General features: G+C 65.7%; 15 protein-coding genes. 3 read left to right on the top strand and 12 right to left on the bottom strand.

The window, feature by feature from the left end:
- Positions 1-110: 110 nt before the first annotated feature.
- The 3 genes from R3E10_03875 to lepB are packed head-to-tail and all read left to right on the top strand — an operon-like array spanning position 111 to position 1,968.
- A complete protein-coding gene (locus R3E10_03875) occupies positions 111-686 on the top strand; it encodes a hypothetical protein (GenBank protein ID MEZ4414868.1) in 576 nt (191 codons plus the stop codon).
- Positions 679-1,152, top strand: a complete 474-nt coding sequence (locus tag R3E10_03870; protein MEZ4414867.1) for a LytR C-terminal domain-containing protein — start codon at positions 679-681, stop codon at positions 1,150-1,152. The genes R3E10_03875 and R3E10_03870 overlap by 8 nt, the downstream gene beginning before the upstream one ends.
- A gap of 30 nt (positions 1,153-1,182) precedes the next feature.
- Positions 1,183-1,968, top strand: a complete 786-nt coding sequence (gene lepB / locus R3E10_03865) for a signal peptidase I (protein ID MEZ4414866.1) — start codon at positions 1,183-1,185, stop codon at positions 1,966-1,968.
- 10 nt (positions 1,969-1,978) lie between these two features.
- Here the strand turns inward: lepB and R3E10_03860 are convergent, their stop codons facing one another.
- From R3E10_03860 to R3E10_03805, 12 genes are all read right to left on the bottom strand, one after another.
- Positions 1,979-3,781: a bifunctional UDP-sugar hydrolase/5'-nucleotidase gene (locus R3E10_03860; GenBank protein ID MEZ4414865.1), complete on the bottom strand. Its 1,803-nt coding sequence runs from the start codon at positions 3,779-3,781 to the stop codon at positions 1,979-1,981.
- A gap of 160 nt (positions 3,782-3,941) precedes the next feature.
- Positions 3,942-4,589 (bottom strand): ATP-binding cassette domain-containing protein, encoded by a 648-nt coding sequence (locus tag R3E10_03855; protein ID MEZ4414864.1) that lies wholly within the window; start codon positions 4,587-4,589, stop codon positions 3,942-3,944.
- A 58-nt stretch (positions 4,590-4,647) separates the two neighbouring features.
- Positions 4,648-4,965, bottom strand: coding sequence for a hypothetical protein (locus tag R3E10_03850; GenBank protein MEZ4414863.1), 318 nt, complete (start codon positions 4,963-4,965; stop codon positions 4,648-4,650).
- A gap of 273 nt (positions 4,966-5,238) precedes the next feature.
- Complete coding sequence (locus R3E10_03845; protein ID MEZ4414862.1) at positions 5,239-5,565, bottom strand: hypothetical protein; 327 nt, start codon at positions 5,563-5,565, stop codon at positions 5,239-5,241.
- Between the two features lie 236 nt (positions 5,566-5,801).
- The gene (locus R3E10_03840) at positions 5,802-6,830 is read right to left on the bottom strand and encodes a 6-bladed beta-propeller (protein ID MEZ4414861.1); all 1,029 of its coding nucleotides are present in this window, start codon (positions 6,828-6,830) and stop codon (positions 5,802-5,804) included.
- A 343-nt stretch (positions 6,831-7,173) separates the two neighbouring features.
- On the bottom strand, positions 7,174-7,782 hold the full coding sequence (locus R3E10_03835) for a hypothetical protein (GenBank protein MEZ4414860.1): 609 nt from the start codon (positions 7,780-7,782) through the stop codon (positions 7,174-7,176).
- Between the two features lie 46 nt (positions 7,783-7,828).
- Positions 7,829-8,938 (bottom strand): hypothetical protein, encoded by a 1,110-nt coding sequence (locus R3E10_03830; GenBank protein MEZ4414859.1) that lies wholly within the window; start codon positions 8,936-8,938, stop codon positions 7,829-7,831.
- Between the two features lie 282 nt (positions 8,939-9,220).
- Positions 9,221-9,742, bottom strand: a complete 522-nt coding sequence (locus R3E10_03825) for a hypothetical protein (protein MEZ4414858.1) — start codon at positions 9,740-9,742, stop codon at positions 9,221-9,223.
- Complete coding sequence (locus tag R3E10_03820) at positions 9,739-9,933, bottom strand: DUF4160 domain-containing protein (GenBank protein ID MEZ4414857.1); 195 nt, start codon at positions 9,931-9,933, stop codon at positions 9,739-9,741. Before R3E10_03820 ends, R3E10_03825 begins: the two co-directional genes overlap by 4 nt.
- A 220-nt stretch (positions 9,934-10,153) precedes the next feature.
- Positions 10,154-10,471, bottom strand: a complete 318-nt coding sequence (locus R3E10_03815; protein ID MEZ4414856.1) for a hypothetical protein — start codon at positions 10,469-10,471, stop codon at positions 10,154-10,156.
- A gap of 999 nt (positions 10,472-11,470) precedes the next feature.
- Positions 11,471-11,866, bottom strand: coding sequence for a hypothetical protein (locus R3E10_03810; protein MEZ4414855.1), 396 nt, complete (start codon positions 11,864-11,866; stop codon positions 11,471-11,473).
- Positions 11,867-12,122: 256 nt separating this feature from the next.
- Positions 12,123-12,632, bottom strand: a complete 510-nt coding sequence (locus R3E10_03805; GenBank protein MEZ4414854.1) for a hypothetical protein — start codon at positions 12,630-12,632, stop codon at positions 12,123-12,125.
- Between the last annotated feature and the right edge of the window lie 157 nt (positions 12,633-12,789).

Raw genomic sequence — 12,789 nt, 5'->3', positions numbered from 1 at the left:
CGCCGTGGGGAGGCCACGTAGCCTGGTGCCGTGTACGCACGTCGCTGGAGCCGAACACGCAGGCACCGGAGAGCCGCTTGACCGACCCCTCGTCGACCACAGGAGAGCCGTTGCACCCCCTTCTGCAGCGGGCTGCAGAGGGAGAGTTGCCTCCCTGGGCGGTGGCGGGCGAGAAGCGGCGGGCGCACATGCAACGGGTGCGCGCGCTGATGCGCGCCTGGGCGCAGGACCTGGGCTTGCCCCCGCGGGAGGTCGACCGCTGGGCGGCGGCGGGGCTCCTTCACGACGCGCTGCGGGAAGCCGAACCGGAGTCGCTGCGCCCGCTGCTGGCGGGCGCGCTCGCTGCCCTGCCCGGGCCGGTCCTGCACGGTCCGGCAGCGGCCCAGCGCCTCGCTGCAGAGGGAGTGGCCGACGCCTCGCTGATCCGGGCGGTTGCCTTCCACACCCTGGGCCATCCGGAGTTCGACGCCTTGGGCATGGCGCTTTCGGCCGCAGACTTCCTCGAACCGGGGCGCACGTCGCTGGCGGAGCTGCGCGATCCCCTCCGCAACCGGATGCCGGGGGAGCTCAGGAAGGTGATCCGGGAGATCATGGCGGCCCGGCTGCGGCACCTGCTCGCGCGCGGCCAACCGGTCTCCGACTTCTCGATCCACTGCTGGAACGCGTTGGTGGAGAGCGATGCGTAGTCGGCTGACTCAGCTCGGGATCCTGGTGGCGCTGTTGGCGGTGGGGACGCTGTTGGGGTCGGCCCTGGCCCAGTTCCTCCAGCCCGAGCCCACTCCTGCTCCGGAAGCGGTGGCCCCGCTGCAGGAGCGCGTGCGGGTGGAGGTGCTGAATGGGGGAGGGCGTTCCGGGGTGGCCCGCACGGCCACCGAGGCGCTGCGCAGCGCCGGCTACGATGTGGTCTCCTATCAGAACGCCGAAACCTTCTCGGAGGAGCCCTCCGTAGTGACGGACCGCGTGGGGCGCCCCGAATGGGCCCGCCGGGTGGCGGAGGTCCTCCGGATCGACTCCGTCGTGAGCGTTCCCGATTCCTCCCGCCTCCTCGAGGTCACGGTCCGCCTGGGGATCGATTGGGTCCCGGACGCGGTAGCTCCAGCGGACACCGGCTCGCGACCCTGGTGGGATCCCCGGGGTTATATTCGGCGGTGAGCGGCGGGGCGTAGCGAGGAGATGACGAGGATGGCCAAGGAACGGAAATCGGGAGGCGCCACTCCCCCCAAGGGAGCGCCGACGCGACGTGCGGCCGGCGGGGGCGGCGACCCGAAGGAGGACTCGTCGTCCGGCGTGGCCTGGGAGTGGACGAAGTCGGTCCTGATCGCCTTCGCGCTGTTCCTGGTCATGCGCACCTTCCTGCTCCAGACCTTCGTGATCACCTCGGGCTCGATGGAGAACACGCTGCTGGTCGGCGACTACCTCATCGTCAACCGGGCAGCGATCGGGAGTCGGATCCCGTTCACCGGTGAGCCGGGCATCCGGATCCCGGGCTATTCGAAGGCGCATCGCGGGGACGTCATCGTCTTCGACCCTCCGCACGAAGCGGAGCTCAAGCTGGTCAAGCGGCTGATCGGCATGCCCGGCGACACCGTCGAGATGCGGGACAAGGTGCTGTACCTGAACGGCGTGGCGCAGGACGAGCCCTACGTCCGGCACGACGATCCCAACGGCGACGACTCGCATCCCTGGATGCGCTGGCAGAGCGACTACCTCGCGCCCGGCGTGGTCCGTGAGGGCTACCGGCCCACCCGGGACAACTGGGGACCGCTGGTGGTGCCCGAGGATCGCTACTTCATGTTGGGAGACAACCGCGACCGCAGCCTGGATTCCCGCTACTGGGGGCTGCTGGAGGGATGGCGCCTGGAGGGCCGGGCCTCGCGGATCTACTACTCCTACGACAAGCAGTCGCTCAAGCCCTTCCGGTTCTTCCGCGAGGTGCGCGCGGACCGGATCGGCGCGCAGGTGCGGTAGGGGCGCCGCCTCACACGGCGACGAGCCGTCCCATCCCGGGAAGGTCGACCCGTTCCTTCTGGCGGAAGTGGTCCGCGATCAGCTCGCTCAGCACGGGATCGCGTCGGATCTCCTTGCCGTCACGAAAGTCGCGGTACCCGTCTCCTCCCTCCGCCATGAAGCTGTTGGTGGTGACCCGGTAGCGCCGCTCGCGGTCGAGGGGGACCCCGCCGATCCGCGCCGAGAGGATCCGGGACCCGACCGGGCGCCGCGGATCGTAGCGGACCTCGATGCCGCTCGCCTGCACCATCCCGGCTTCGAGGGAACACCCCTGCTCCAACGCGCCCCAGAGCGCGCCACCGGGAAGGTCGAGCGTCACCGAATCGTTCAGGAAGGGAAAGGCGTCGAGGATGTGCCCGCGGTCGATTGCGCCTTCGGGCAGGTCCGCGCGGAGGCCGCCCGCGTTGGTCAGCGCCACCTCACTCCCGGCCCGCGTGCGCATGACATCGGCGCAGAGCGCGCCCAGCGTGGATTCGAGGTGGTACTTGCGGGTAAACCGCGCGGCGGCGCTGCCCACGGGAGGCCCGATCTCGGGCGCCACCCGCGCGCGATACTGGGCCACCCGCGCCGTAACGGCCGGATGGGCCGGGATCCGGTCGCTCTCGACGGGGAGCAGGTCCACCTCGTGCCCGGTGACGCGGCCGCCGTCCAACGCCAGCCGCACCCGCCCGACCCGGGTCCCGTAGCCATAGGTCTGGGTGATCACGGTGCCCGTGTCCGGGTGGACCAGAGGCTGCTCGAGCCCGTGGTGCGAGTGCGCCGCGATGTAGACGTCGATGCCCGGAACGGCGCCGCAGAACCCGACGTCTTCGTCCAGCGGGCGCTGCACCGTCGGATCGGCCTCAGCGTCCGACTGCATGGGGCCGGGCAGTCCCTGATGGCCGAGGACCACCAGGACGTCCACGGTGTCCCGCAGCGCCCGGACGCTGGCCTGGGTCTCGGCCACCGGGTCGGTGAACTCGAGCTCCGCCACCTTGGAAGGCATGATGGTCCGGGATGCGGCCAGGCTTCCCATCACACCGATGACCCCGACGCGGACGCCGTCGCGCTCCAGGATCGTGTGCGGGCGACAGAACCGCACGCCGGAGGCGCGGTAGCGGACGTTGCAGCAGAGAATCGGGAAGGGGACCCGGGTGATCCCCCGCTCGAACGCCTGCCACCCGTAGTCGAACTCGTGGTTGCCGACCGCCATCGCGTCGTAGCGCAGCAGCAACATCAACTCGAGCAGGGCCTCGCCCTCGGTGAGGCGCGAGAGGGTGCCGGTGAACATGTCGCCCGAGTCGAGCAGGAACGACGTCCCCGCGGCGGCGCGCTCCCGTTCGATGACCGAGGCCAGGTGGGCGGCCCCGCCCAGCCGCGGGGCGCCAGGCCGCCAGAAGGCCGGGACCGGCTCGAAGGCGCTGTGGAAGTCGTTGGTGTACAGCAGCGTGATCTGCCGGGCGCTGTGCGGGAGCCCGGAGCGGCCCCGGCCTTCGGCCGGCTGCGGGAGCGGCGGCGTGGCCCCCGCCAGCCCCGAGAGGGCGAACGGCGTCGAGGCGAGTAGGGTGGCGAAGGTGCGGCGCGAGATCGGGGGGCGGTCGGAGGGCGGTGTCATGCCGGAACATAGTGCGGATGGGGCCTGGGCGCCGCTGGGCGCGTGGTCGCTATTGGATGGCCCGGGAGCGCACAGTCGGTCGGCGAACGTCGAACCCTGCTCGGCGGTCATCACGCTGGGCTTGAGGAGATTGACCACGGCCTCTTCAACGTCTACTTCGGTCCCGTCTGGCTCGGTCACTTCTTCGAAACCAAGCGCCTCATTCTCGACTCTCCCGACCCTCGTAGGGCGGGAACTCAGAGATCGGGTGGCTCACACAAAGGACGGCGTACTGTAAAGAAGGTCCGTTGACTCATCTGTTAACTAGGTCCTTGACCGCTCACCGCGTCCGGACTTGGCACTACGTGAACGCCGGGCCAAGGTACTCCCGCCTGAACTGCTCGTGGCCCAAGGCGTCGGACGGTGAGCCCAGGTGATGGGTCGTCCCCGCCGCAGACCAGATGATCACGTCCGAGGCGTTCAGGAGGATGCGTGCGTCGTGGCCAGAAGTGACGACGGCGGTGCCGTTGGCCGCCAGGGTCCGAAGTAGCTCCGCCAATGCTTCCTGCTCGACCGGGGCCAGCCCGACCAGAGGCTCGTCGGCGATCAGGACTCGGGGTTGGCGGACGAATGCAAGCCCAAGTGAGAGCCTCGCACGCTCTCCCCCGGACATCGTGTCGACCGGTCGGTCCAACAAAGGCGCCAGACGCGCCACCTCAATCGCTTGATCCACGTGTGTACGTCCGAATCGAGACGCCACCGCTTGGAGCTGGTCGAGGGCAAGGTAGTGAGGCATGGCGAGGCGATTCTGTGGAACGAACATGAGCCCCTGGCGTGCAAGTCGCGCCAACCTGGGGTGTTCGGTCACTTGCCCGAAGAACGACACTACGCCGAAGTCGGGTCGGAGGGTGCCGGCGGCAACGCGCATCAGAGTCGTCTTCCCCGACCCATTCCGACCCATCAGCGTCGTAACCTTCCCCGCCTCGGCCCAGAGTGACGCAGACTTCAACGCTACAGTCTTCCCGAAGGACTTTCCGACTCCCTCTGCCCAGAAGACATATCGGTCGCTACCCAACGACGACTCGCAGCAGCGCCTCCATGAGCAGGCAGGCCCCTACCGCCGAGGACGCGATCTGTCGGAGAGACCACCCCAGGTTCGCGAGGAACATGAGTTCCGCCCGACGACGCATGTCGAGCATGACTACGAGGACAACCACCGGGTCGACCAGGAGTGCCAACGGGAGAACACCAAGAGAGGAATCTTGACCTGCACCACTCTCCAGAGAGGCACCGACCAGTGTGATGATGCGCGCGAAGGCCCACACCACCGAGACGCGCAGGACGAATGACCGACGGATCGGTGGCGGCGGGAGAAGTGGCCCCAAGGCTGGCTCCTGGAAGGCGATCTCCGTCCTACAGGAGCACCTGAACACTGTTCCCCAAGGTGCGGTCAGAAGGGCGCAGCCTAACGGTCGGCGTTTCTGCTGCGCCCTCAGGATGTCCTCCCGGATGGGTTGGCAGCAAGCCGGGGAAGGCCGCCGGGGTTGGGAAGGCACGCGCCAGCAGCAAACGCGGGTTAGGCGGCGCACCGAGTAGGAATACGCCAATCGCGGGAGTTCGGCCTCGTCCTCCGACGGCGACGTGGATACTGCGCCATGCTAGAGGTCTACGAGCGGAAAGCCGGCTTGGGACCATGCGAGCAGCTCCTCGACACCTACACGCCGCCCAAGGAGTCGATCCTGGCCGACGTCAAGCCACCCGTCTGTGCGCCAACTGGTTTCGCGTCGAACTATGAGCACTTGTGGAATGGCGGGATCTCCGGGCAGGTCCCGCCAAAGGTAGTCCACTGCCATGTTGTTGGACCATTTGCGGCCGGAGCTTACCTCGTCGAACGGCCCGAAATCCTCCAAGAACGCCAGCCCGGCACGCCAATCGTGGTCCAGCGCTACGCCGACCGACGCGAAGCCGAAGCCGGCCCTCCTCACTCGGTCTTGAAGTGCGACGCGTGCACGGCTGAGGGCAGCGGCAAGGCCAGGAGCCTCCGATGCACCGCAAGTCGAAGATGCTATGAAGATGAAAAGAACCTCTTCAGGCTGTTCGACCCCCGCTGGATCAGGTCTGGGCACGGACGGCCTAGACCGACTCTCCAGAAATGCCGCAGTGCCTGCGCCTGCGGTGAGGACGAAGGCGGATCGAAGAAAGGTGGATCTGTCTATCCGACTCACTTGGGCCTCCCGGCGGGCGAAGGGCACATGTCGCTCCAGACTCGCGGGTAGGGGAGGTTCTCGAACAGCAGACACGTCTCAGCGCCGGCATGTGCCACTCGGCCGCCGAGCCCCCCTTGTCCGCGCCACTGCCCCGTGTCGATGTCAAGCCATCTAGTCTCCACAAGGTCGGCGGCATCCGGCTCCAAGCGACCGAGGCTCACTGTTTCGATCTGTACGAGCACGGTCGTGGCCTTGGGAGGGACCACGAGACCGGCTACGCGATTCTGGTAGGACAAGCCATCGGGAGGTCGGTACGAAATCCGCCCCGCCTCTGTGACCACTACTTCCATTGCAGCGAAATCGGGGACTGTTGTGCTCCAAAGGCGGCGGCCCTCGGTAGAAAACGCTTCAATTGACCCAATGTCCCGTCGGGCATAGACCAGCGTGCCGGACTCCTGGTCGCAGGCGAGCGACCCGTCGCTCAGCGAGGCCTTGAGGATCTCCGCTCTTCGACCCTCGACTGGCGCCGGAAGCACCGCTGCGCCGAAGGAGCGCTCGATCACCCCGCTTGTATCGAGTGAGTGAACAACCCCACTCGGGCTGTAGCCCGCGATCCAGGCATGCTCCCCCATCACACACAGGTCAAACGCTGGGAACGGGAGAGGGATCGTCCGCATCGGCTCCCCCTCGGCACGCCAGTCGTAGATTGATATTCGGAGGTTGCCGGAGTCGAGCACCCAGGCTCTGCCCTTGTTGTCGACCGCCAGGGCCTCGGGGTACCGAAACTCACCCGGACCCCTGCCTGGGCTTCCCACCTTCCCGATGTAACTCCCGTTACGGTCGAAACGCCGCAACTCCAGCATTCGCATGTCGAGAACGAGGACATCGCCGGTGGGATCGACATCCGCGTCCGCGATCAAGCCAAACACTGTCTCATTGGGGCCGTCTAGACTGCCAACTCGTAGCGGTGTGTCTTGCGCCGCTGCTTCAGCTGCCGTCACGGCGACGGCCACCGCAAACAATCCCGCCAGGCTGCGATGCATACGCTTCACCTCCTCACATCCAGAGTGGTGCGGGCCGTGTGCGGGCGGACGGCAACGCCTACGGACCGTGAACCGCTCCTACATACAGATATCCCACTCGCAAGGCACCCAAGGTGCAAGGTGCATACAAATGGCGTTTGTGCGAAGCGTGATAATCGGCAAGCTTCTTATGCCGGGGGAACGCCGACGCGCCCCCCGGCGCTAGAAGGGCCGCCTAACGGATCGGAATTCTGCTGCCGGACCAAGGTGCCGACCCGGAGCGCGAGCCGCCAGGCGAGGGCTTCCGGACCCACGCAGCTTACCCGGTCAGCAGCAATTCTTTGTTAGGCGGAATCGCCGGACGCTAGCCTGGCCCCTCGCAGGCGGCGAATCCGCGATACAGCTGCAGGGAAAAGCGGGGAGGTTGCTCGGGATCGCCGATCTGCACCCAGGCTTCGACCTCCCGGCACCAGCGAGGACCACCGACGGGATGATGCAAGATGGCGAGCCAGACAGGGGTGCCCCCGACGTCGCCGATCTGGGTGGAGCCAGCTCTGGAGTAGTCCCCCAGATTGGGGAGCGGCGTCGGGAAGTCGGCCGGCGAGAACTGCCGAACTGGATCTCGGAGCAGCTCGGCGACCTCGAGTCCGGTTTCGCGGAGTGCGACGGCGACTCGGATGTAGCCCTCCCCGAATCCTTGCAGGACGACCTCTCGGGCTCCGCAGTCCATCGCATGCGGCTGGAAGTCTGCGCCCAAGGCGACCTCTCCGAGCAGCCTCGGCCCGTCCACACCGAAGCGGACCACGGTCAGCCGATGCTCGCCGCGGTTGTACCAGTTCCAACCACGAAGTTGATAGGCGATGTAGTCTGCGCCGACGCAATAGTATCCGTCGGAGTCGGCCCGAACGGACTGCGGCGTCAGGAGCATCATCATGCCCAGGAACGACACGAACGGGAGACTGACTCGGAGCATTTCCAGGAAGATTGGATTTCCGCCTAACGACGTTTATGCAGCCAGTCTACGATGCCCCGCGGAGCTCTGGGACTTCGTAGCGAACGACGTACTGTACGTCCATTGAGTCGAGTGCAACGGCCCAAAGCGTGTCCCCCCGGACAAAGACATCGGGTTCGGTTGGAAAGCCGCTGTAGCGGGCACCGGGAGGCAGCTGCACTACCGCCAACCACTCACCCTCGCGGTTGAACACGTCGAAGGCGCCCGTCCATCCCGTCACCCACGAATGACTAACTCCCGCCCTTTCGGCGACCTCAGGATCCAGAGGCGTACGTACGCTCGGTTGCGTGGGCCAGACCCAAACGCGCCCGTCACCGGGCACAAGAAAGCTCACGTAGGCGGGGCGCTCCGGTGGCAGATCGGACATGCGGCCGACGCCCGTCCAGAACGAACGCTCTTCTGAAGACACAGCGATGGCTGCATGGTCCCGACGAACTCTGACAATGGCGCCGTCGGGTCGATACACGTCGAACTCGAAGGACCTTGGACAGCCAACCACGAAGGTCCCGCCGGGCCCTCGATTCCACTTGACCTTCGGTGTGAACGGCTCTCGTCGATCCTCCCAGAAGCCCGAGCGGTTCTGAACATCGGATAACGTGGGACACTCGGAGGTGGAGCCCGAGGGTGTGAAGAGAGTATCCCCTTGGGTGCCCGACGGATCAATGGAAACGAAGACTGGGCGCGGATGGGCGATGGCGCCGGAGCTCGGATGGGGAGGATTGACGCCGACCCAAAGCGCTCCGTCGGGCTCGACCACTACCGTGTTCCCGCGGTACATGGGCATGCCATCCGGTCGGCGCACGACACGAACTGGGCGTCCGTCTTCCCACACGGAGATCCTTGAGTTCCCTAGGTCGTACGCAGCGAGAGTTCCGGTCGCTGAGACGTGCATACCGATGACGTACTGTACCTCACCGGGTCCCTCGCCCTGCCGTGCGACATACCCCACGAAATCGCCGTCTGGAGCGTACTCGCGAATTCCCTCACCGTCGTCATGGATGTAGACCTCACCCGCCGGTCCCACCGCAAATGAGGAGATGTGGCTAAAGAGGTACTCCAGCTCTCCGGCGGCGCGCCCATATCGCTGGACTTCGACAGGGTGAACAGTGTCGGCCACCAGCGGGGAGACATTTTCGACGACGATGGTGTCGCCAAGCGTGTAACTCCGGGCGTTCGATGACTCCGCGCCGCAGCCGAGTGCGGCCATACTAGCCGACGCAACAAGTAGGGGCTTCGATTTCAACGACGGCTCCCTCGTTGGACTCTAAGCGGCCTGGGCCTGGCTGCATAACGGTGGGCGTTTCTGCTGCGCGCCCCACCAAGGGCTTCCGGGCCAGGGAGGCGCAAGCCGACCAGGCCCGGGCCACCTAAGTCATTGCGCGACAGCAGCAAACGCGTGTTATACAGTAGGGCTGCGACGCCTGCGCTGTCTCGGGCGCTGGCGACTAGACTTCGGCTCGGGTCGTGGCGAGACAACGACGTCGACATCCCGCCCCAAGAGGTGCAGAAGAGCCAGCATCTGACCGACCGACTTGGTAGAGTTCGTCGGATCGAGAAGGCGGTAGAACTGACTGGCCGACGTGCCCAGTTGTCGGATGAGCTCACGCTTGCTCAGGTCGCTCGCGGCTACGGCCGTGTTGGCCTCTAGCGTCAGGCGATGCAACAGAAGGTTCTTTAGGTACTCGGGATCCTGGTTGTACTCCAAGATCGCGTCGGCGTGAATCGTGTCCTGCGAGCCATCTTCCAGCTCGTATGTGAATCCCTCGTGGCCTAGCTCGGGGTCCGGATACGCCCGGGCAACCCGATTGTCCGGAGTCGGGCGTACCCGGAGAAGGGCATACGGGAAGACGTACGACGACCGGCCGGCCTCGATCTCGAGCACCTTCTTCCGGTTGTTCGCTGCCACCGATCGGATCTTCACAACTGCCCCTCCTCGCGAAGCTCCGAGATCAGACGGAGCAGCCGCTTGGTCGCTTTTCCCTTCATCGGGACATCGTTCTCCAGGTCCCACTTCAGCACCAGGGTCCCGTCCCGATACACGTGGACATGGTACGGGCTGTGGTCACCCGTCCAGGTGACGAAGACGTAGCCGCCCCGGCGGATCTTGCCCATCTTTATATGTTACCACGTGCGGTAACGGTTGACAAGACCCCCGGAGGCCGGGGATCAGCGGCGACGGGTGAAGCTGCTGTATAACGGATTGGAATTCTGCTGCCGGACCATGATGCCGACCCGGAGCGCGAGCCGCTAGGCGAGTGCTGCCGGGCCCACGCGGCGTGCCCGGTCAGCAGCAATTCCGTGTTAGGCAGAGCTCACCCAAGTGTAGGCCATCTCAGAATGGGAGCCGGTACACGGCCAACGTTTGTACTCCCAGCCCATCCGTCTCCGAAACGACCGCATGCCCGTTTGCTACGTCGAGGATGTCGGATTGCGGCCGGAGTCGGACAGTGTGTAGCCATTGGCCGGCGGCACTGAACACCTCCCAGCGATCCGAACCGAGGTCGAACGGTGTGGCGTTCCCGATCCAGATCTGGTCCCCGAAGAACTCTAGTCGTCTGTAGGCGGGGAGCGTATCGGGTAGGAACGCCGGAGCGAGGGTGATGTCGATCTGTCTCGTTGCGCCAATCGAGTTGGCTAGGGCGACGATCACGTCTCGATCTAGGAGGTGCCGCTCCGCTTGCCACCGGACGATCTGGAGGGTATCGCCACTTGCGCCCACGACATGGAACTCGGGCGTACTACCGTCTCCAAAGGCCAGCCGGCCGTCGGCAGCGGTCCACGGCGTTGAGCGAGAGAATACGCCCGTCATCGAACCCCTCGGGAGTTCCAAGAATCGAGCCCCGGGGTGTAGCGCGACTGTGTCGAGAGCGCGCCCTACGCTATCGAGTGCGACCAAGACCACCGGCATCTGTACCAGTTCCACGTCAACCGTCTGCACCAGGGAGTGCACCTGGTCGTAAGATGCCCAGGCTCCGACCCAAGAGGATGGCGACAGCCGTTGAACGTGAATGGGTGGAGGGCGGCTAGGCTCGACGAATGAGCGTTCGCGGGCAAGGTCACCGCCTGGGGTGAAGGTGTACAGCCTGCCTTGGCGACGATCCCAGACCTCGACTGAGTCGCCGGAGACTCGCCGTAGGTCGCTCGGGAAGACGAACTCGCCAGGACCCTGACCCCGCCCCCCCAGGACTCGATCAAAGGCACCCCCCGCTGCGTACTCTCGCAGCTCTCGGGCACCGAACTCCAGTACGAACAACCGGCCGTCTCGAGTGCGGGTCGCTCCCGTGACTCGTTCGAAGTAGTCGTATTCCGTAGGTCCGCGGCCAAACTCGGCGACGGGTGAGCCGATTTGGAGCTCGACCGGCTCAGGGTTCAGCGGGGCCGCGTTCGTGACGATCGAGACACCAGCGCTATCACGCACTACCAGGCGCTCGGGCCCTGAGTGCCGGTCAACGCACGCGCTAGTACTCAGGCAGGCCAATGCCAGGTGGCTTAGTCGAAACCGTGACATCAAGTCTCCGCGGTGTCGCTTCTGCCTAACGGATTGGAGTTCTGCTGCCGGACCATGATGCCGACCCGGGGCGCGAGCCGCCAGGCGAGTGCTGCCGGACCCACCCAACTTACCCGGACAGCAGCAACTCCGGGTTAGACGTCACTCGCCGACGGATTGACGATCGCTAGCCGCTCGTCGGGCAGCGGGTGTCATGAGGAGAACGAATGCAGCGCCCAAGGCAGTTGTGAACCCGATGTACGCAGCGATGTCCAGCATGGGGTACGGGCGGTTCGCGAATACGTCGGCGGCCAAGAGAGGGATGATAGATAACATCCCGAGCACTCCCAGGACCCCAGAAAAGATCGCCGCGAGCCACCACCCCCACGTTGCCCCGGTCCAAAGACCATGGCAGGCCAATCCACACCCGAAGAGTCTTGCTCCAAGGCGGAGTAGATCCCCGGCCTCTCCGCTCCACGACCAGAAGAAGGCTGCGTTGGCGACGAGGATGAGACCGTACAGAGCGATGAAGAATGCGGCGAGTCGAAGCCTAGTCATCGGGCCTCCAGGCGCGATCAAGCGATGGCGATCTCGATGGAGATCCGCAGGTCTCGGTCCAAGATGACAGAGGCATTCCGGCAGCCGCGGAGTTGGTTTCGGTGACGTCTAACGGTCGGCGTTTCTGCTGCGCGCCCTACCATGGTCTCCCGGGCCAGGGAGGCGCAAGCCGACCCGGCCTGGACCATCCAAGTCATTGCGCGACAGCAGCAAACGCGTGTTAGACGGCCGCCAACCACGGGGTGATGAAGGCGGCTCAGGTGATGAAGCGGTCCCAGATCTCTACGACCTTCCAGGCGCCCGCTGACTCCTCTAGTTCGACCACTCCACCCTCTACGAAGGCCCCGTGCGACCCGCTGCAGCGCAGACCTACATGAACCCTAGCCCGTGTCCCATCGATCGCTGGCAACCCAAAGTCGAGCGTCACGCCGCGACGCCCGTCAGGCGCGCCACGGTTCCAGGGACAATTTGGGACGTCATCGATGCCATCCGGATCAGGCGCCAGACCCAGCCGCTCCGCGACCGCGGACAGCGCGCCCGTCGCTCGGACGCCCCGTAGTCCGAGGCCATTGCAGCCATCAGGACGCGGAGTGATGCACACGAACCAATTCGTCACCTCCGTGGCCGGGCCGTTCACCGAGTCGAACCCCGTTGCGGCTGCCACCAGGACGGATACGGAATCCGCCACCGTTTGGGCACCGAGAACGTATGGACTCAGCAATGCGAGCCACAGTACGGCAGCGGTCCTCAGAGCTGGCAGGGCCACGCGGCCTCCGGGGCTGCGCTGGGTTCGCCGGTGCTCCGTCCGGAAGACTCGAGACTTCGGTGCGGGTGCAGACATCGTCTCACCTCCGCTCGGCCGTCTAACGGATCTGCATTTAAGCTGCAGCGGCAACCAAACGAGGTGCAAGCGGAACGCTTGC

It is taken from the genome of Gemmatimonadota bacterium (assembly GCA_041390105.1).
In the GTDB taxonomy this organism is placed as follows: Bacteria; Gemmatimonadota; Gemmatimonadetes; order Longimicrobiales; family Gaopeijiaceae; genus JAGQIF01.
This window is presented reverse-complemented; position numbering and strand designations above follow the sequence as displayed.